This window comes from Paenibacillus agaridevorans (assembly GCF_003112455.1).
GTDB classification, from domain to species: Bacteria; Bacillota; Bacilli; order Paenibacillales; family Paenibacillaceae; genus Pristimantibacillus; species Pristimantibacillus agaridevorans.
In genome coordinates this window covers 92,945-113,476 of the sequence record NZ_BDQX01000356.1, presented here as the reverse complement: position 1 = coordinate 113,476, position 20,532 = coordinate 92,945, and the positions used below count along the sequence as shown (strand labels likewise).

At 52.8% G+C, this 20,532-nt stretch carries 19 protein-coding genes; 5 read left to right on the top strand and 14 right to left on the bottom strand.

Annotation, left to right across the window (positions count from 1 at the left end; translation table 11 throughout):
- Positions 1-1,090: class I adenylate-forming enzyme family protein (locus PAT3040_RS37505; protein WP_181376879.1), on the bottom strand; the 1,090-nt coding region annotated here is incomplete at its 3' end.
- A gap of 640 nt (positions 1,091-1,730) precedes the next feature.
- The gene (locus PAT3040_RS27815; RefSeq protein WP_108995240.1) at positions 1,731-3,632 is read right to left on the bottom strand and encodes an FAD-dependent oxidoreductase; all 1,902 of its coding nucleotides are present in this window, start codon (positions 3,630-3,632) and stop codon (positions 1,731-1,733) included.
- Between the two features lie 151 nt (positions 3,633-3,783).
- Here PAT3040_RS27815 and PAT3040_RS27810 point away from each other — a divergent pair, with 151 nt between their 5' ends.
- Complete coding sequence (locus PAT3040_RS27810) at positions 3,784-4,170, top strand: YtxH domain-containing protein (RefSeq protein ID WP_087569671.1); 387 nt, start codon at positions 3,784-3,786, stop codon at positions 4,168-4,170.
- 62 nt (positions 4,171-4,232) lie between these two features.
- Here PAT3040_RS27810 and PAT3040_RS27805 read toward each other — a convergent pair whose 3' ends face one another.
- The 5 genes from PAT3040_RS27805 to PAT3040_RS27785 all read right to left on the bottom strand — a co-directional run bounded on the left by PAT3040_RS27805 (position 4,233) and on the right by PAT3040_RS27785 (position 8,451).
- Entirely contained in the window at positions 4,233-5,840 is a 1,608-nt protein-coding gene (locus PAT3040_RS27805; RefSeq protein ID WP_108995239.1) for a hypothetical protein, read from the bottom strand.
- Positions 5,824-6,540 carry an ABC transporter ATP-binding protein gene (locus PAT3040_RS27800; protein ID WP_087569673.1) on the bottom strand — a complete coding sequence of 239 codons (717 nt, stop codon included), beginning with the start codon at positions 6,538-6,540 and terminating at the stop codon, positions 5,824-5,826. Before PAT3040_RS27800 ends, PAT3040_RS27805 begins: the two co-directional genes overlap by 17 nt.
- 132 nt (positions 6,541-6,672) lie before the next feature.
- Entirely contained in the window at positions 6,673-7,476 is an 804-nt protein-coding gene (locus PAT3040_RS27795; RefSeq protein ID WP_087569674.1) for a sigma-70 family RNA polymerase sigma factor, read from the bottom strand.
- A complete protein-coding gene (locus tag PAT3040_RS27790; RefSeq protein ID WP_246608492.1) occupies positions 7,473-7,946 on the bottom strand; it encodes an ATP-binding protein in 474 nt (157 codons plus the stop codon). Before PAT3040_RS27790 ends, PAT3040_RS27795 begins: the two co-directional genes overlap by 4 nt.
- A gap of 10 nt (positions 7,947-7,956) precedes the next feature.
- Complete coding sequence (locus PAT3040_RS27785) at positions 7,957-8,451, bottom strand: DUF948 domain-containing protein (RefSeq protein ID WP_108995238.1); 495 nt, start codon at positions 8,449-8,451, stop codon at positions 7,957-7,959.
- 213 nt (positions 8,452-8,664) lie between these two features.
- Here PAT3040_RS27785 and PAT3040_RS27780 point away from each other — a divergent pair, with 213 nt between their 5' ends.
- Together PAT3040_RS27780 and PAT3040_RS27775 are read left to right on the top strand one after the other, a co-directional pair.
- A complete protein-coding gene (locus PAT3040_RS27780) occupies positions 8,665-11,481 on the top strand; it encodes an ATP-binding protein (RefSeq protein ID WP_108995237.1) in 2,817 nt (938 codons plus the stop codon).
- 32 nt (positions 11,482-11,513) lie between these two features.
- Entirely contained in the window at positions 11,514-12,410 is an 897-nt protein-coding gene (locus PAT3040_RS27775; protein ID WP_108995313.1) for a CheR family methyltransferase, read from the top strand.
- A 121-nt stretch (positions 12,411-12,531) separates the two neighbouring features.
- On the opposite strand, the gene PAT3040_RS27770 is transcribed toward PAT3040_RS27775, so the two are convergent.
- The 6 genes from PAT3040_RS27770 to PAT3040_RS27745 form a co-directional block, all read right to left on the bottom strand.
- On the bottom strand, positions 12,532-12,951 hold the full coding sequence (locus PAT3040_RS27770; RefSeq protein ID WP_108995236.1) for an ATP-binding protein: 420 nt from the start codon (positions 12,949-12,951) through the stop codon (positions 12,532-12,534).
- 3 nt (positions 12,952-12,954) lie between these two features.
- Entirely contained in the window at positions 12,955-13,284 is a 330-nt protein-coding gene (locus PAT3040_RS27765; RefSeq protein ID WP_246608490.1) for an STAS domain-containing protein, read from the bottom strand.
- Positions 13,285-13,319: 35 nt separating this feature from the next.
- Entirely contained in the window at positions 13,320-13,952 is a 633-nt protein-coding gene (locus PAT3040_RS27760) for a hypothetical protein (protein ID WP_108995235.1), read from the bottom strand.
- Between the two features lie 108 nt (positions 13,953-14,060).
- Entirely contained in the window at positions 14,061-15,200 is a 1,140-nt protein-coding gene (locus tag PAT3040_RS27755; protein WP_108995234.1) for a PP2C family protein-serine/threonine phosphatase, read from the bottom strand.
- Positions 15,201-15,283: 83 nt separating this feature from the next.
- Entirely contained in the window at positions 15,284-15,718 is a 435-nt protein-coding gene (locus PAT3040_RS27750; RefSeq protein ID WP_087569681.1) for a YflT domain-containing protein, read from the bottom strand.
- A gap of 286 nt (positions 15,719-16,004) precedes the next feature.
- A complete protein-coding gene (locus tag PAT3040_RS27745) occupies positions 16,005-16,166 on the bottom strand; it encodes a DUF1328 domain-containing protein (protein WP_087569682.1) in 162 nt (53 codons plus the stop codon).
- Positions 16,167-16,353: 187 nt separating this feature from the next.
- On the opposite strand from PAT3040_RS27745, the gene PAT3040_RS27740 reads away from it, so the two are divergent.
- Complete coding sequence (locus PAT3040_RS27740; RefSeq protein ID WP_108995233.1) at positions 16,354-17,586, top strand: ParB/RepB/Spo0J family partition protein; 1,233 nt, start codon at positions 16,354-16,356, stop codon at positions 17,584-17,586.
- Positions 17,587-18,032: 446 nt separating this feature from the next.
- The gene (locus PAT3040_RS27735) at positions 18,033-18,464 is read left to right on the top strand and encodes an SRPBCC family protein (protein ID WP_108995312.1); all 432 of its coding nucleotides are present in this window, start codon (positions 18,033-18,035) and stop codon (positions 18,462-18,464) included.
- Between the two features lie 803 nt (positions 18,465-19,267).
- Here PAT3040_RS27735 and PAT3040_RS37500 read toward each other — a convergent pair.
- Positions 19,268-20,532 (bottom strand): S-layer homology domain-containing protein (locus PAT3040_RS37500; protein WP_181376878.1); only part of this gene is annotated, 1,265 nt, incomplete at its 5' end.

Sequence of the window (20,532 nt, the reverse complement as noted above, 5' to 3'; positions counted from 1 at the left end):
CCACCGCCCCCGCCTCGGAGGAGCCATAGCTGACCAGAAAAAATCGCAGCTTCAGCTCGTCCGTCACACGCCTGATAATGACGGGGTTAACGGCAGCCGACGTAAATGCCACTCCAATCAGCGATGACAGATCGTAACGGCTTCTCTCGGGAGCGCCAATCACTCCCTGCAGCATATACGGCGTACCGACAAGTACCCTGCATCGTTCCTTCTCGATGACTTCCAAAGCTTGCATGGGGTTGTAGCGGCTAAGCATGACCGTGGCGACGGGTGCGCTTGTCATCGTTGTAAGAATCGTTGCGAAGCCCCCCATGTGGTAGAGAGGCAGCAAATTCAGCATATTAAATCGCGTCATGATCCAGCTGCTCGCTTTTGCCGTTAAGGTAGCTAACCGGCCTCGTCCCGGCTCCTTAGCCGACGGCGCAAGAAAGGAAGCCGTCGTACGCAGTACGCCCTTAGGTTTGCCGAGCGTACCCGAGGTGAACAGCAGCACGAGCGGGTCGCGAGCCGCCGTTTGCTGACTTGCTTCCCGGAATAGGGCATCCTCTTCTTCCTTCGTACCAACGCTCGTCGCCAGCTCCTGATAGGAACGGAAGCCGCATCTGTCGCCATCTGATCCGCCGCCAACCACGAATATTCGCTCCGCTCCGGGCAGCCAATCCGGCAGTGAGCCATGACGCGCCTTAAGCTCCTCCGCCAGTTCTCTTGTCATGGCGGGATACTGCTGCTTGTGGCCTTCCGCTCCAAGCAGCAACACAGAGGGGGAAGACTCTTCGAGATACACGGCCAGCTCTTCCTTGCGGGAGTAAGCATTGAGCGGTACCAGTATCGCGCCCAAACAAGCTGCCGCATACATCGCGACAATCATTTCCATTCGCCCTGTCATCAGCAGGGCGACCTTGTCGCCTTTGCGCACGCCAAGACGGCGCAACCCGCAGGCAAGCGGACGCACCTCCGTCCAGATGTCGCGCCAAGTGTGTCGTTGCCCCCACTCAGGAAAACAATAAGCAACCGCGCCCGGATGCTCCAAAGCCCGTTGCTCCAGCATCGCAGGAACCGTGCCCGTTTGATACTCGCTGCGCCATGCCATCCTTCACCTTGACCCCCGATCTTGTTATGGAACACATTATCTACTATAACACCATTTTTGTTCTTAATAAAGAACATTCTAATAAAGAAAACCTCTCTCAAGGCCTCTCGAAGATGAGCGAACTCCAGCTTTGCAAAGCAAAGCCTCTTCCGAAGCGTAAGGTAAGTGTTATCGCCAATCCAGTTGCATTGGTAACTCAAATAGCGGGCTGCGAAGCTTCTCATTCTTTTGACTAATGGGGATCGATTGAAGCGAGTGGGAAAACCTCCCACTAAATTTATCAATCTCCACTCCCTGGATAAAATTAAGGGAAAAGTACCCTCTAATTCGCCCGAAACCATCAATACAGACTCGAAAGCAGCGAATTAGATGGCGTTTTTCCCTTTAGTTAGAAAAATTCGAGGGTATTCTTGTGATTAATGGGAGGTATTCCTCCTAATTTCCCCACCCGCTGACACCCGTACCGCTAAGAGCCAACCCCCAAATGGTAATGTAGGGTCACGGTCGGTGTGAAGGAGAAGGGTGGGATTAGAATCTGCACCGCGCGCAGCTCCCAACGCACGGTGTCCCCTTTAGCAGTAATATCGAGGGTATAGGTTTATATATGCGCTTTAAAGGGATATGGCAGGCAGGTTCATACTTACCGATATGTCACGCCCGCATGTCTGGCGACGGCGTCTCGCACCAGCATGAATGTCTCTCCGTTCGTCAGTCCGCCGGGATGGCTGATCAGCGACCAAGTCGCTGGCGTTATCCAATCCCGCTTCTTTAATTCAGCCACCGCTTGCTCACGCTTAACCTGAACTCCCGACGTCAGCAGCAACGCATGGGCAGCATTCTCAAGCGTAACCGGCTCCCCCGACTTCAAATAGCCGGCCATCACTCCATCAGGTTTGCCCCGGAAATAGCGGGGATGCATCTTGACCAGCCTCTGCATCATCGTCAAATATCGGTCCTTGCTCGACAGGCCGTCCAGATCCCAGCGATTATTGTCATATCCACCCAGCGTCATGCCCATGCTGACGGCGGCCAGCAGTCCCGGGTAAGTCGGATGGCCCTGATACGCCGGCTGCTTTGCTTCGCGCATGCGAAGGTCCATGCCTTGGCCGCGCAGCATAGTTTGGAGCTTCGAGATTCCGCTCCTTGATGCGGCCAACTGCCGGAACGATATTCCCCCGTCTATGGCCAGCCTGGCCGCTGCTCCGGCCGCTTCTCCCGTCGCCATGCCGAGCGGGACGACACGGGCGCTGCCATGAGGCAGCGAATCGAAGCTGGCGGATCTCCCGACGACGAGCAGCCCATCGATTTCTTTGGGAACGAGGCTTCTAAATGGAACGCCGTATTGCCGGGGCGACATCATAATCGCGCCGTAATCACCTCGTCCAAGCCGCTGGATATCGACGTCGTAAGAGCCGTATGCGATCGCATCCCAGAAGTCCCGGTTCTCCATCAAATCCGCCATCGTCAGCCGATATTCCCCCTGCAAATGCCGACTCTCGCGGACATACAGCTCCGGCGCCGTGCCGGCGTAGCTCAGATCTTTCATTTCCTCGAACGTTGTTTTCAAAAACTCGACAATAAGCGGCGCTTCCCGCCGCCCGATCCGCAGCCCTTCCTGCACGGAGACCGGATCGAGAGGATCTACGTCAAAAATATGCATGGCGTTGACGAGTATCGTACCGTCTTTCTGCCGTCCAATGTTTAATCCGCGCAGCGCCACCCTGTCCGGATTGGAGGAGGGATAGTTGCTCGCCTCCAGGAACCCCCATGCGCTGCTTTGATCCACGCCGGTATCCTTGCGTCTGCCGAAGGATTGCCAGATGTCCTCCGTCATGCCGCTTAGCTTGAACACGAGCGTAACGGCCATGCGCGCATCCGGATTGCCAAGATCCTCGCGCCCGACGGTGTAAGGCGCGCCGGCTAGAGCGGCAATATCGCCATCCTGCGTCGCGTCGATGACCGCCCGCGCTTGCAGGACGCGGCGTCGCCCGTTCCCATCGGTAATGGCCAGTCCCCGGACTACTTTACCTTCCAGCTTGGGTTCCATGGATTTGACACCTAATAGAAGCGAAATATTCCTCTCGTCTCTGACCATTTGCTCGAACAGATCTGCCGCCGCATTAGCATCAAACGAAGTCCCGCCAAGCTGATCGTACCACTTCTGGAAGATGCCCTTGTTCAGAAAATCATAATTGCCGCTCCGCTTCGCCTCGGCAGTCTGCTGAGGAGCCAGATTCAGATCCAGCGAATTAAGCCAGCCCAGCGTGAGCAGGCCCCCCAGCCGATCTCGCCCTTTGCCATCTACGAGCAGCACACGAAGTCCGTTCCTCGCCGCGGACAATGCTGCAGCTATCCCCTCCGGGTCTGTCCCCGCAACTATAACGTCATACTTCTCGATTGCCGCCTTTGAAAGCGTTAATCCCGCGGCCTCCGCAGAACTGGCGCTGGGCCGCGATGCCGTGTCCATGAACCAGGGCAAGCCGATCGCAACGGCAAAGAGCAGCCATACAGCGGCGACAATCCATTTCTTTTTCGGTGACAATCCTTCTCTTCATCTCCCATCTGGATCAGATGAAGTTATATTTTGCAGAATGGAGGAATTATAACCGCGTGATTCAAGTTCGGGGGGATGGGTTAAGTAGAGTCATAAGGCAAGGACGCCTTTACCAATTCGAGAACAGGAGTGATCGCATATGTCTAAGGAACAAGGATCAAGTGGCATCGTAACCGGGGCAGTAGTAGGAGGACTCATCGGAGCGGCGGCAGCCCTGCTCCTCGCGCCGAAGTCTGGCGAGAAACTTAGAGCCGATTTGATGAACGCGCTGCAAGCATTTGGACAGCGTACGAAAGAGGTTGCCGCAAGCGTCTGCGAAAACACGAAGGAAGCGGCACAAGGAGCCGTTGAGGGCGTTAAAGGCGCAGTAGACGGCGTCAAGGGAGCGGTTGACGGCGTAAAATCCGATATCAATTCCATGGCACCGCTGCAAGACGATATTCAGCGCCTCGGCAAGGAGATGGACAAAATGCCAACCAACTCCGAGGTTAAGAGCAAAGGGCTCCAGCCTGACCCGGCGCAATAAGCGGGGTTATCGCAGGGCCACGCGACAGATTGTCGCGTGGCCCTGCGCCCGCATGTCCGATTTTATTTGACCCGGAACGTTCTTGCCCCGTGCTTCCGCACCAGCATCAAAGCGACAATCAGGTACAGCAGAGTCGCGCCGACAATGACAATCGTAAACGAAGAAGATGCCCCGCGCCAAATGATACTAAAACCGCTCGCAAATGAAACAAGCAGGTTTACCGCAAAGAAAAGCGGATTTTTGACATTCAGCTCCGTCGAATACGGCTGGAGGTAGTAATACATAAACAAGTGGTGAACGGAATAGAAAATCGCCAGAGAGATGACGCAAGCCCATACCATAAGCAGCTCAAGATGGAGCCACTCGCTCCCCGTTGCGGCTGTGACGGCCGTAATCGCTAATCCGAGAGTTGCGGCAATAAGCAGATTATTTTTGACCATGACGCCCAGCCGGATTCTAAAGTGATCATAGGCCGAACTGCGGTAAAAGCTGTACCTCATCAGACTGAGATCGCAATTGTAGAACATGGCCTTGCATAGACTATCGCCGACAGACAGGAAGTACATGGTCAGAACCAGAAAAGGAATGATGGTACCCGCGTTCCATTGCTGTTCCTGCAGTTGCCCCCGGAATAGAAGCATAAAGATGACTCCGACTACTCCAATTGCTCCTATGATGACGAGTCGTTTGTTAATCGGTCCGCGAATCAAGCTCCGATGCCTCATGAAAAACAATTCGTTAAGGTATGCATGGCCTTCCTTTTTGATCAGCCTGCCTTTCCCGACAAGCACGGTGTCATAATCGCTTTGCTTCGTCTCCACGCTTTTCTTCTGCGCATCCGCCATCATACGGCCCATATTAAGCAGCGGGTCGTCTCGCTTAGTGGCGACGTCAACGGCTTCTCTGTATCCCGTATAACGAGCCAGTTGGAAAGCAGCAAACACCCCTCCCAATGGGATCGCGATATACAGCGGCAGATTAAGAAGGACGTTATCCGTTATGGGAGCCGCTCCAAGCAGCAGCGGCGCATACGCCCCGGCATATCCAGCCAGAATAACGCTCCAAACAATCGCTGTTTGTTTAATCAATACCACGCCGGTCCGTTCAAAAAGCTTGAGATGCAAATATTCGCTTACTATACGCCACAGCGCAAGCAGCACCGTCAACATAACGGCTTCCACAATGGCGGCACCCAGAAGTCCCGCGAATAATAACATGGCAGGCAGCAAATAGATGCCGAAGGTCGTATAACGGTAGGCCAGCGTAGTTTTCATATAGCGTGCTGGCGACAATCTCATTAGCTTAACCGCGATGTATTTCTCCCGCTTGGGCTCCAGGATGGTCGCGCTGCTGACAGCCGCAATCACAAAGCTGATGATGGTAAAAATATGTATAAACTGACTAAGTTGCTCCGCCTTCGTCAAATCTTCTCCTATACTCACGACAGGCAGATAAATCAAAAGTCCAATATACATAAATGGGAGCAGGAAACCCCCTATCCATGTAAGCAGGAGCGCGGCGACGGAAATGATTTTTTTAAGCTCAAGATTGGCGTAAATCGTGTTTTTGATAAGCTTGCCCATGACCGGGAGCTTCTGAATGTAGAAGATAAGCAGGTTGGCAGCGATGGATGTGCGAATCGCCATCAGCGTACTAAACATTCTCAGCATGCTCATCATCCTTCAACAGATTAATGACGGATTGCTCAAATTCCGCACTATGAAGCAGTTCGGACGGCACTGCGGACAATTCTCCCTTATGCAAGACAACCAGCTCGTCGCACAGATCGGAGGCCAGTTGCAGAATATGGGTCGAGAAGATGAGAATATGGTCCTTCTTGAGCTCCTTCAGCATTCGCTTCATCTCCAGAGCCACAATGACGTCGAAGGAGGTTAGCGGTTCGTCCAGCAAAATAATCGGAGGTTTCGTGATGAGGAACAACAGCATCTGGAGCTTGTTTTTCATGCCGTGCGAATATCCCTTGATCAGCCGATGCCGTTCTTCCTCCGTCATGCTCATCATTTCGAAGCAGCCATCGATCGTCAATTCCGTTTGCAGCTTGTCCTTATTGATATCCATAAAAAATTTAACAAACTCATACCCGGTCAGAAATTCCGGCAGAATAGGCAGCGAATAGACATATCCCACATCTTGTTCGGTTATCTTCCGCGTTCGGCCGTTCTCTTCCAGCAGCACCTGTCCGCCATCCATTCCCTTCTCTCCGCTTAGACAGTCGAACAGCGTTGTTTTTCCCGCTCCGTTACGGCCCAGAAGTCCGTATATCTTACCGCCGTCAAAGCTGAAGCTTGCGGACCGCAGAACCTGTTTGTCCCCGAATTGCTTGTCGATATTTTCTATGATCAGACGCAAGGATGGTTTCCTCCTTTCCTGGGTTCCCAAAAAATGCCTTCATGCAGTTAATCCGCCCCCAATGATGCTTGGCGGCGTTTATTAACAGCATAAAGGCAATTTGCGGCAGAACGCAAGGACAACGCGAAATGCTTAGTCATCCCGTTCTTCCAGAGCCTCGGCGCTTTCGCCGTAATCATCGCCCAGAAGCTCGCGAAGCTTGCCGATCGCGCGGCGCTGTATGCGGGACACGCTCATCTGGGAGATACCCAGTTTGGCTGCGATTTCGCGCTGCGACAGCCCGCTGGAGTAGACCAGGGTCAACACCTTGGCTTCTTCATCCTTGAGCTTGCCGAAGGCTTCCTGGAGATCCAGACGACCATCCAGCGTCAGCATCTCATCGTTATTGGTGCTGATCATGTCGCCGATCGTAGCAGCGCTTTCTCCCTCGGAGGACAATGGCGTATCAAGCGACACATATTGGTACGATTCTCTGGAAGTCATCACCTCTATGGTTTCTTCAACCGACAACTCCAGATAATTCGCAATCTCATCTACATTCGGCGAACGGCCAAGCTGCACGGATAAGTCGTCGATCGCGCGTCCGAGCAGCAAGCCCTTCTCCTTAAGGCGCCTCGGCACCTGAATATACCAGGACTTGTCCCGCAAATAATTTTTGAGATGTCCGACTACGCTCTTCATCGCGTATGCTTCGAACGGAATTTCACGATCTGCATTATACTGCGCGAAGAGCCGCAGCATAGACATCTGGCCAACCTGATACATATCCTCGTACAGATCCGGCCTGCTCCTCGACAGCTTGCCCGCCGCCATCCGAACGATTGGCTCGTAATGTCGGAGGAGCGCCGTCGCGGTATCGTTACAGCCCGTCTCTTGATACTGCTCCAGAAGCTGCATCGTTTGCTGCGGAGTCAGCTCAGAGGAACTTGAATTCATACCATCTCCTCATTTCTGCTCATGCGCTTGGTGAGTACAACCTCCGTACCGTTATTCACCCGGACCTTGACTTCATCCATCAACGCCCTCATCATGAACAAACCCAGGCCGCCGATCGGCGCATCACTGATAGGGGTCCCTTGCAGCCCGGCCGTTCTTATCGGTTCGGGTCGTTCTTCACGGGCGCCGCCGTAATCTCTTACGGTCATAGTCAGACCATCCTCATGGCAAATAAACTCTACATCGACCTCGCCTCTGTCATCATTTCCCTTATAGGCATGGAGGATGGCATTAGAACAGGCTTCTGTCACCGCAACCTTCATATCTTCAATATCCTCATAAGGGAATCCCGCTTTGGCGGCAATGGCATACAAGGCAGCGCGGACAATATCCAGATAGTCGGCTTCCGCGGGTATGCGCAGCTTGATTGGCGAATGGCTCATCATATACACGTTCCTCTCCGTCTTCATCTAGTATAACTCAGTTGGCTTTCATTCTGCTCCAGATCTTAACCGACGATGCAACCATCTCTGCAATGGCAGCTGCCGTCTTTCTAATCTGAGCTCCGTTATTGCCCGCTCCCGCAGACTCATGCCCCATTCTCGCAGCATTGGAGATGCCGGCGCGCGTTGCTTGTTCCGTCTTCGCAGCCGTCTTCTCTAGCACGCCTGCCGCCGCATGTTTCGCGGCCGTCGTCAGTGCATGCGCCGCTTCTCCGATGTCGCTGACAGTATGAAACAATCCATCGAGATCCTTCAGCTTGCGCCTTGCGTCGACCGTAACCGCATTCGTATTCTGAACAACTTCCCTGGCCTCGCTGCTCATCTGCAGCACTTCCGTCCGAAGCTCGTTAACGGTCCGTTTGGTCTCCGCAATAAACGTCTCCGCTTGTTTGACCGTCTTCGTCACCGCTAAGACCAGTATGATGAGAGATACTGTGATCACGACCAAACAAATGCCGATTAGAATATTCATCAAGGTCACCTCAATTCATGGTTTATGATGCTCTATCCGTTCTTACCCCGCCGAAAGTCTCTTGAAACAGCTGGAATAAGCCGCCTCCGAATTGGGTAATGGGACGATACATGCTATAATGGTTAATAGTTTAAGAGAGACTGTTTATAGAGGTTGTTTATAAATTAAATCGTTAATTTAGGACGGAACCTATAATGAGAGGACCACTGCCCTATGTTTAAAAATATGAATTACACCATTCGCATGAAGATCGCGATTGGTTATTTGCTTATCATTTGTTGTCTCGGAATTACGATCGCCGTCGTATCGGAACGAATTAATACTTTACACAATGAGATGGAGCAGATTGTTACCCGAGACCTGGAGATCCAAAATTTTATAACGAATATTCGTTACAACGTAGTCAGCATGGAGACCAGCCAGCGCGGCTACCTTCTTACGGGCAGACAAGCCTATCTATTGCCCTACCAAGAAGGCAAATCCCAATGGGAAGCCAACCACACCAGTCTTGCGGCCTTGCTTGACAATAACGCGAGCGCGCTCAAGGAATTGGAAGCGATCAAGCTGACGATTCAGAACTGGATTAACACCACCGGCGAACCGACAATCGCAATGAGGGCCAATAACGATACAGAGGGCATCCAGACGTTTTACCGGAACGATCCCGGCAAAGCCGATATCGACAAGCTCCGGACTCAACTGGAGGATATGCGCTTGTCCCATATCGACGATACCAAATCCTATATTCTACAGCTCGAAAGCCGCAATCGCGTCGTCACTCTGAGCCTGTATATTCTGCTATTTGCAGTCGTCATTGTTTCGTTGCTCATCGTATCCTTTGTCTCGAGCTCCATCGTCAAGACGATACGGCAGGTTTCCTCTACAATTGCAGGGATATCCGTTGCAAAGGGAGATCTTTCGAAGCGAATACATGTGAAGACGAACGACGAGATCAAGGAACTTGCCGAGGCTACAAATGCCCTTCTTGTCAGTCTGGAGGCCCAATCCTGGATTACAACCCGGGTCGCGGAGATTGCCACGATGACGCAAGGCCTGAACAATCTGGAAGAGCTTGGACGATCATTCCTAAGCCGCGTGGCTCCCATGGTCGGCGCACCGTACGGCGTCTTCTATATCCGAGGTGCCAAAGGGTCGGAGCCTCGCATGAACAAGCTGGCGGCTTATGCGGAATCCGGTGATGCAGAGGCCAGGGCAAGCTTCCGGTTCGGCGAAGGTCTCATCGGCCAATGCGCGATGGATAAAAGAACGTACCTGCTGAGCGCGCCTGACGATTACAAAGCCGGCATTCAATCCGGGACGACCGAGCTTCATCCTCGCAATCTGCTTATTGTGCCCATCGAATACGAGGGCAAAGTCGTAGCCGTTGTCGAGTTCGCTTCGCTTGAACCGTTTACTGCCCAGCATCTGAAGCTGCTCGAGAGCATCGAGGACTACTTCGGCGTCACCATCGACAATGTAACGGGCCGTATGGAAGTAGAGCGCCTGCTGAGCGAGTCTCAAGCGCTCACGGAGGAGCTGCAGACACAGACCGAGGAGTTGCAGGCGCAATCCGAGGAATTGCAGATGCAGCAGGAAGAGATGCGGATGACGACAGAGCATCTGGAGGAGCAGAATCTCTTCGCCGCACAGAAAACCAAGGAGCTGGAGCATGCCAAAACCGAACTGGAAGCTTACGCCGAAAAGCTCAAACAGAGCGCGCAGTACAAATCCAATTTCCTGGCCAACATGTCGCATGAGCTTCGAACGCCGCTTAACAGTATCCTGATCCTGTCCCAGATGCTCTACGAGAACGAGAATAAGCTGCTTACGGAAGAAGAGGAAGGTTATGCCCGCGTCATCCATTCGTCCGGGAATGATCTGCTCTCCCTCATTAATGATATTCTGGATTTGTCCAAGATCGAGGCTGGCAAGATCGCTCTCGTCATGGATGACGTCAATGTAACCGAAATTCCGGAAATGATGAGGATGCTGTTCGACCCGGTAGCGGACAAAAAAGGCATTACGTTCCGCATCGAGCTGCAGCACGATATTCCGAGCGTTGTGCGCACGGATGGTCAACGCCTCCAGCAAATTCTGAAAAACCTGTTGTCCAACGCGTTCAAATTTACCGAGTCCGGCACCGTCACGCTAAAGCTCCATCAGGCAGATCCAGCTGTTGTGGCGGATAAGATGCCCGGCAGCGCCCCGGAGGAGCTGCTTGCTTTCTCCGTCGTCGATACAGGCATAGGCATACCTAAGGACAAACAAGATCTGATCTTCGGAGCGTTCCAGCAGTTAGACGGCAATACAAATCGCGTGTATGGCGGAACTGGCCTGGGACTCTCCATCTGCAACGAACTTGCCAATCTGCTGGGCGGATGCATCGTCGTGGAGAGCGAGCTTCATAAGGGAAGCTCCTTCACCCTGTACTTGCCGGCGACTCATTGCACCGCAATCGAGCTGGAGCAGGCGTCTATGCAAGCGTCGGCTTCCTATTCTGCTCCGGGACATCCGTTCGCGGACGTAAACTTCGGTGATAACGCGGCGGCAGCCGCCTCTCCTCCGATTTCGCAATCGGAGCCCGTAAAGAACACGCCTGCAGCCGCAAGCTCTGGAATGGGCGGTTCCGAAGAAACCGCCTTGTTCCTGGGCAAGCGGGTTTTGCTGGTGGAGGACGACGAACGCAATATTTTTGCGATTGACAAAGCGCTCAAGAACAAAGGGCTGGAAGTCGTTATCGCACGCAATGGACGAGAATGTTTGGACATCGTAGCAAGCGACTCCAACTTCGATCTGGTTCTTATGGACATTATGATGCCGATCATGGACGGCTTCGAGACGACTCGCGCATTGCGTGCGGATGAAGCCATGCACGACAAACCGATCATTGCGCTCACGGCCAAAGCGATGAAGAGCGACCAGGAAAGCTGTCTGCAAGCAGGTGCTTCGGATTATATCAGCAAACCCATCCACATGGAGCAGCTGTTCTCGCTGATGAGGGTTTGGCTGACAAAGCAGGTGGGACATTAATGCCGGAGTTCGAAAGTTTCGATTACGCCAGAATGGGCAGGCGATCAGATGATTTCGCCGCGCACGAAGAAGCCGCGGCAGGCGATGCCGACGACGACATAGCCATTACGGAGCTCGAGGAATTGGAGATTGATCTGTTGCTTGAGGCCATTCATCGTATGCGCGGCTTCGACTTCCGCAACTACTTGCGCTCATCGCTTCGCCGAAGAATTCGCCATCGCATGCATCTGGAAGGCGCTTTGACGATATCCTCGCTGCAGGATCGTATCTTGCACGAAGAAGGCTGCATGGAACGATTGCTGGAGGACTTCTCCATCAAGGTGACGGAGATGTTTCGAGACCCGGCATTCTTCCAGACGTTCCGCTCGGAAGTGGTGCCCCTGCTCCGCCAGTATGACCGATTGCGAATATGGAACGCCGGCTGCGCGACCGGAGAAGAAGTATACTCTATGGCCATTTTACTGGAGGAAGAGGGACTGCTGGAACGTACGATGATCTATGCGACGGATATGAGCAGAGCTGCAATCGCCCTCTCCAAGGAAGGACGATTTCCGCTTAAGCGCATGCAGGCCTATACCAAAAATTATCTACAGGCAGGCGGATCACGGGAGTTCTCGGCTTATTACACAACCGACCATGCCTACGCGCGATTCCTTCCCACGCTCAAAAATCATATGGTGTTCGCGCAGCATAATCTGGTTACGGACGGCTCGTTCAATGAATTCCAGGTCATTTTATGCAGGAATGTGTTGATCTATTTCAACCCTGCGCTGCAGTCTCGCGTTCACGGCATACTTAACGAAAGCCTGGCGCCGGACGGTTTCCTCGTTCTTGGCAGCAAGGAATCGCTGCTGGCCCCCCATCGTAACGGCTTTACGGAGTTTAACCCGGAGCAGCGGATCTTCCGCAAAAGCGGCGATCCTATATAAGCACGCAAAAAGAGGCCTCAACTGGTTTGAGCGCCTCTTTTTTAACACAATCGAATATATAAGCTTCGAGCATTCGAAAACCGAATCCCGCACCCACGAACGACTTCGACAGAAGTTTGTCTCATTGGCGATATTTGGTTAACCATACATCGGTGCCTTCTGACGTGGGAAATACCTCCACTTTGTCCATCAGCGCCTCCATCAAATAGATGCCAAGCCCTCCGGCCTGGAGCTCTGACACTGCTGCTCCGCCCAGCGGAGTGGATGCCAGCCCAGCCCCTTCCAGGACGAATGGCGAACCCTCGTTGTGCACCTGGATAACAAGGGCTTGGTCATCGTGGTGAAAGGTGACCTTGATCATGCCTTCTCCGGAATGTCCTCCATGCAGAACAGCGTTGCTGCAGGCCTCCGATACGGCCACCTTCATGTCCTCGATATCTTCGTATTCGAAACCAAGCTTGCTGGCGATGCCGTACAAACAAATTCTGACCAAGTCGATTTGATCCGCATGAGCCGGTATGTGCAATTGAACAGCTTTCATCTCTTACGCTCCGGCTCCTTCCTTTATATATCCCGAAATACCCGTCAAGTCGAACAAACGCTTTACTTTGGCCGGTATCTCCTGTACGTAGAACGGTGCTCGCAATCCATCCCGTGTCTTCAAAATAGATACGATAACGCCGATACCCGTGCTGTCGATATACGTCAAATTTCTTAAATTCAAAACAAGCGCAATATCCTTGCGTTTCAACACATGCTCAAGCGCGCATTGCAGTTGCGGCACGGCAGCCAGATCGAGTTCCCCCTCCAGATACATGACGTATTCGCTGCCCTGCTCTTCGGTTCTAATCTTGAATGGTTCCAACTTCATCATGAGTTCACTTCGCTTTCTTAAAAATAATAGAGGGATTAGACTGTTGCCAAATGATAATAGCTGATATATGCAAGCTCCCCTGTCTCTTCGTCCAGGAACAGCTTAAGCAGCGCTTCGTCTCGCTGGAAGACGATTCCGTCTTCCGCGATATAGTCGGGTTCGCCTAATACGTCTTTAAGATCGGCAACCGTCATGGGAACCGTAACATCGTCCAGCAAAATTTCCTTGGCATCGCCGGGAATATCAATAGCCTGGATGTATTCGCCGGAGAAAACAACGCGCAGATCTTCATACTCCATAATAACAAGATCGCTGTAGAATTCATCCTGCGTTACGCCGCGCGGCTCGCCCAGCTTGCCTATGACCGCCGCGCGGTCGTCGTACAACGTAAGCTCCTGAACGCTTCGAAGCAGAATACCTTCTTCGGCGCCCAATGCAGCCTCGTCCTGGTCGACGGTCTGCACAACGGAAGATTCCTCCTCCGGATAATATGCCGCTTCTCCGCTTGGCCATTCATGAGGCTCCGTTACTTCGGAAGGCGCCGCTTGATCCGCCTCGACGTGATCCGGCGAGACGGCCACCGGTTCGAATCCTGTATGATCTTGGCTTTCTCCGCCAGTCGATAACATTCCGCTTACTATCAGTGCCACCAAAAGGAATATTTTCATTCGTAAACCCTCCCTGCAATCAAACGCTTTGCTAGAGTCTATACATAAGGTATAAACCATTCCGAAGGGTTTGAAACAGCAGGTCAGAATTATTTTCGCAAGGAAATTTTAGTGCAGGACGGCACGTACCAGACAGATATCGTCACGTTGCTTATCCCCGCCATGCTCGGCCAGCAGCGACTCGACGAGTTCCTCAGGATTAAGCTCCAAACTTTTCTTCGAGCCCATGGATTCGGCCAACTCCCGCATGCCGCAGTCGCTAACCTCAAGCGCATCCAGCAATCCGTCCGTATACAGAAATAGATCCGTACCCGGCTCATAAGCCAATTTCACCTTCCGAATAGCAAGTTTATCGAACAAACCGACGGCTGGTCCCGTAGGCTCCATATATACCACTTCGCCGCCAGAGAGTATAACACCTGCCGGATGACCGGCATTCACATATTCCATACTTCTCGAATCCGTGTCGACCACGACAAAAATAGCCGTAAAGTAATAGTTAATCAGCTCATCCGATCGATAGAGCTCTCCCATGTAGCGATTGAGCTCCTGCATCACCTCTACGGGATCGTTAACGCGCATGATCATATCGCGCAGCACAGACGAAATAAACATGCAGACCAGCGAAGAAGAAATGCCATGTCCCATCATATCCAGCAGAATAACGCCGTACCTGCTGGCATCCATCCGGAACCAGGCATAATAATCGCCGGCGAGCTCCGAAGAGGGACGGTAAGCCGCTTCGATCTCGATGCTCCTATTGCGGATTGGTCCGCTAAGAACGCTTCGCTGTACCTGCTTGGAGAGCTCCAGCTCGTATTGGATCCGCTTGTCGCGCTCCTTATGCCAATCCTTCTCATGCTTGAGCCTCAATGCGGACCGCATCCGGGCCAACAGCTCCAGCTTGTTGATCGGTTTCATCACATAATCGGACGCTCCCGCATCGAGCGCCTCTGCAAGCTTATTGGAATCACCGACCGCCGTAACGAAAATAATCGGCACATCCCTGTACTTCTCTCCCGCCTGAATGCGTCTGCAAGCCTCAAGCCCATCAATTTCCGGCATCATCATGTCCATCAGAATGAGATCGACGGGCTCCTCCGGAGCGGAGTCGTCCTCCAAACCAAGCAGGTCATACAGCTCTCTTGCTGAAGAGGCGATGCGCGTATCGGTATATCCGGCCTTGGTCAGAATAGCGCGAATAATCATTTGGTTGGTTATATTGTCGTCTACGATTATAATGCTCACGTGCTGTTCCTCCCATTAATGCTTGCTAGAGTCGCATAAATGCCCATGACAATAGCCTACCCCCGCGGGCAGGCTATTGCAACCTATTTCATTGGCGGTTGGTTATTATAGCTGTTGTACATCATATAGGGGTGAAAGTAAACTTCGCGGTCATAATCGTCGTTTTCGTATTCGCGACCGCCCCAAGCGATGACAACGATTTTGTCACGATCCATCTCGGCCTCGAGACGTTCCGCCTCCGCCTTGGCCACGCCCAGCGACCTCATCTTGGCTCTGAGCTCGTCTCCCGTGCTGCGAAAGATATTGCCGATCGCGGTCCCGATTCCTTGATCCATGATGCCGATCTCTTCGGCATCCGTCCGCTCTGCGATTCGCTTCGTTCTCGTCTTGTCATGCGTCAGAACGAAAATCCGATCCTCCTCATAACCTTCCCGGCGGAACCGTTCCACCTGCTCCTGTACTTCTTCCCTCGTCATTACCGTGTGAACCTTCGTCAGTTGCGTGTTGATCGTTGTCATTTGAATTCCCTCCATTTACGGTTCGTTTATAGCGGTTGTTCAAAAAGTCCGCTTTTGATCACGAAGCAAGCCACGAAGCCTACTCGACATCGAATCTTGCATTCAGGCGAAACTTCCGTTGCTCACGTAGCTTCCACTACGCTCCGCTACTCAGTTTCTACCTTCATCCAATTTTCTCGGTGCTGAAAACCGAACTTTTTGAACTCTCACTTATAGATTGCAGCTATTTGATAGGTGATGTTCTTTGTCTCCGTTCCGTTCTGTCGTAGCTTCCGTCCCAGTCGGGTTAGACTCGCCTTCTGCCGAGAATAAGAGAAGCAATGAATAGAACCAGGAATACGACGAATAAGATTTTGGCTATGCCCGCCATCGCGGAGGCAATCCCCATAAATCCGAAGATGCCCGCTGCTACTGCAAAAATGAAGAACAATAGTGCCCAGCCTAACATAGGAATCACTCCTTTTGAAATTGTCATTCGCTAGCTTGATTACTATTAACCGCAGGAAGCAGGGATGAAACAACCTTGTATCTCGTGGACTTTCATTGATTCGTATCAGCGCTCAGTTATAATAGAAGTATCAGCAGTATCAAGAAGGAATACGACAATCATGATGCATAGATGAAGGAGAGAACTCATGGACATTATCGAAATTCCCTTGTCGCTCATCGAAGAGGATAAGGATCAGCCGCGCTATCAGTTCGACGAGGAAGCGCTGGGGGAGCTCATGCAGAGCATCGAGGAATTGGGACTGCTCTCTCCCATCAAGGTTCGGACGATGGAAGGCGGACGGTACCGTATCATTTATGGCAATCGTCGGTACAAGGCAACCGAAATGCTGGGACGGAAGACGATCCCGTGTATCGTCTCTACCACATCGGACGAGATGGAAATCTATCTGGAGCAGATCGCGGAGAACTTGACGAGAGAGGGCTTCTCCCCCATCGAGGAGGCCATCGCGTTCGATAAGCTGATGAACGATGGACGGTTCCGCAGCTCGCTCAAGTTTCTCTCCGCCAAGCTCGGCAAGCCGGAGAGCTACATTAAGAACAAGTGCGAGCTGTTGAAGTTCAGCAAGGCTGTCCAGAAGCTGATCGTCAGCGGGACGGAGATTCGCAAGGATAAGCTGACGGAGGATCAACTGCTGCCGCTTAAGGATCTGTCCATGGAGCATCGGGATCCTCTGGCGCTCATCGCAGCGCGAGACGAGCTTCCCGTCAGCGACGTAAAGAAGATCGCCAAGCTGTTCAAGGACAAAACAATCTCCGACAACACCAAAGAGAAGCTGCTGCTCAAGACGGGCAGCGGCTTGATCGAGACCTGGTCGGTGTACGAGCAGAACCGGAAGAACAAGAAAGCGGCTGAGGAAGCGGAGGCTGATGAACAAAATCGTAAGGGATCGGCGACTGGAAGCGCATCGAATGCGACATCTGGTGCGTCGGCTTCCGGGGCGGCGACGGCGGCAACTGGTGCAACGGCGGCCGGGGCGGCATCGAATACGACAACTGAGGCGTCGGCTTCCGGGGCGGCATCGACTGGCTACACGACGTCACAGGCGGCTAGTGGCGCCGCTGGCGAACCGTTAAGCCCATCCGCTTTCGACGGCGCCGGAAGGGCGGCAGACGGTTCATCTTCGCAAGCGGCTGAAGCTGGGGCGGCGAGTAAAAACGTCAACGTGTCCGACTTGCTGCGCAAGCTGCAGCAAGAGCTTCCTCGTCAGACCGAGCTCTCACGTTCCATCGCCAAGCTGGTGGTCGAATCCGACGGAGAGGGTCAAGTGCTGTTTACGCACGAGGTAGACGCCGTGGTAGAGCAATTGGAAGAACAGCTTGCCTTATGGAAGTCGCTTCGCGAGAAATCGCCGCTTTAGGCATATATTTAACTTCACCGCCTAAAGACGGCGACAGCCGGTTCATCTTGCCCTGGGGAAGAAGCAGCTAAGGCAATTATGAAGGATTCGCTGCTCGTCATTATGCGGATCTGGCAATAGCCGCCGGGAGGTTTCCCGCTTCTGCATACGGTGAATCGGCGACCTTCCTGCAATATTCCCGGCTTCCTTAGCAGCAACGCATTTTGCCCCTATCGGCGGTATCAGCGCCTATAGGGGCTCGCGCGGCGCATTTTGGGCCCTATCGGCGGTATCATCGCTTATGGGTCTCGCGCGGAAGGTTGACATCATACTGCTCATCCATTATCTTATTATTGTTCCTACCACTTGTGAAGCAGGCAACTTTCGTCGGGACAAGCCTTATGTCGGTGGATGAAGTATCCACGCGCTTAAAGGACCTATTTATGATGGAGAGGCAGGTCATACTCATGGAAACTGGCAAGAAAGCTAGTATTACCGTAGAAGTCGAGGTTAACGCGCCTGTTCAGCAAGTGTGGAAGTATTGGACGGAGCCTCAGCACATTACGCAGTGGTCGTTCGCGTCCGACGAATGGCATGCGCCTAACGCAGAAAACGACTTGCAGGCTGGAGGCAAATTCCTCACGAGGATGGAAGCCAAGGATGGCAGCTTCGGATTCGATTTCGCCGGTGTTTATGATGAAGTAAGGGAACACGAATTTATCGCGTACACACTTGGCGACGGACGGAAAGTCGCGATTACGTTCACTGGGCAAGGGGATAGCACGAAGGTTGTTGAAATTTTCGACGCCGAGGACACCAACCCTATAGACATGCAGCAAGCAGGCTGGCAGGCGTTTATGGACAACTTCAAATCGTACGTCGAAAGGTCCGAAGCTTAATAAAGGCAGAACACGCAACACGCGTTTACACTTCAGATTCCAATTTCGAATGAACCTTCCGCCAGGAAGGTTTTTCTTTTTGCGGCGTGCGTACGCTTAAACTGCATTAACGCTGGGTACCAGTTGAACGAGCTGGCGTGTATGATTTTTCATACACGTCCGCCTCGTTGCCCGCACATTCGGCGGATGCGCAGACTTATGTATACGAGGCGAGGCGTCTGGTAACTTTTAACATCTTTAAAGCAGTCGCGGTCCGCAGTAAGCTTGAAGAAGGAGGCACACCATCCAAAAGTTTGATGATTCTTACGGCTATCCGCCGATTTCATTTCTTTTGGAAATGTAAGCCAGTAATTTGTAACGCAATTGAAATATTTCTTTCATCCATCTTTAATGTTAAGAGCCTATAATAGAACTCGACCCCCTTTTTAAAATATAAATTACTTTGGCCCGCTGCCCGTTGCAGCGGGTCCCTTTTTTTGTCGGCAAGCTAACACCTTTACGGTGCAGTATCGATTTACGATTGTGTTCGAAGATCCTATTGGCCTGTGAGGATTCGTGCCGTGCACAAGCCGTTGCTAGCTTCGCTGAAGGCTACCGTGTTCCTGCATGCAGAAACGTTCAGTGAGACCCAAGGCAATCCGCCTGGAAGATTCGTTGTTTGGGTCCGATTTCAATCAAATTGGATTGAACAATGCCCTCTTCAGTGCTTTCTCGACGTCGTTTCCAGCATCATTTGAACGCAAGAAAAGGCACAGCATGAGGGGCGTGTATGTCCCCATGCTGTGCCTGCTGTCGGCTATATTTTATTGTTTCGCGCCAAGCTCCAATATCCGCACCAATAGCGTCACGGCTTCCGCCCGGGTCGCAGTACCGTTCGGAACGAACTTATTGCCGCCTCGGCCATTCATGATGCCCTGCTCGCGAACCGCCTCAATCGCGCCTTTCGCCCAATTCGGGATGTCCTTCTGATCCGCGAATCCGGTCGTTGCGTCTGAATCAGTTGGCAATTTAAGCGCTCTAGCAACCATTGCCGCCATTTCCGCACGGGTAATGACCGCATTCGGCCGGAAACTGCCGTCCGCATAACCGCCCACAATGCCCGCTTCTACGGCATTCGCGATGGCTTGCTTCGCCCATCCGCCGATTTGGGCCGCATCCGCAAATGCCGGCGCCGAGCTTGATCCTTCCAGTTGAAGCGTATTGGCCAGCATGACCGTAAATTCGGCGCGGGTAATGGCTGCATCCGGCTTGAATGTTCCATCCGGATAGCCGCTGACAAGATGTTTGCCCGCCGCGCTCAGGATGGCGCTCTTCGCCCAATGTTTCGCAATATCCGTGAACGATGGCACCGGCGTATTCGGTTCGCCGTCCTTCTTCTCGCCAACGGCCAAGACCGCGAATTTAGTGAAGTGATCCACCTCGGCCGTAATCCGGTCGCCGGTCACGACGCCGCCTACTTCAATCCATTTTTTATTGTCTTCGTCATAGTAGAAGATCGCGACCCTTTGATTGTCTCCTGCGAGAGACGGATCGAACTTCATCGAGATGACGATCGGTTTCTTGAAGTTGCCGGTTACGTTTTTCGTCATTTCGAAGACATGGCTGACAAGCGTTTCCTTATCGAATGCGAGGTTTGCCGCGTCCAGCAGCTTCACGATTTCGATTCGAAGCTCTTGCTCTGCCGCTCCTGCGCTTAACGTAAGCGTAACTTCGTTATCGAGGCTGACCTCGCCGGCTCTTCCATTCGGAATGAGAATCGAGCCGGTCGTCGATTTAATGACGGAGGTATCGCCGCCATTGTTGTCGATCGGGCCGGTCGTTGGCGGCAACGGCGCCTTCGGCGTCGCAATCGACGCGGCGGAGAAATCGCTCTCGCCCTTCGCATTAACGGCTTTCACCGCAAACGCATAGGTTACGCCATTGACAAGACCTGTCGCCGTATAGGCCGAATCCGTCACATTGCGGGCAACCGCGACCCACTGCTCCGGATCAAGCGGAGCCGAAGCGCCTTCATATCTATAGACCGCATAGCTGTCCGCATCCGCTGCAGCATCCCACTTCAACCGGA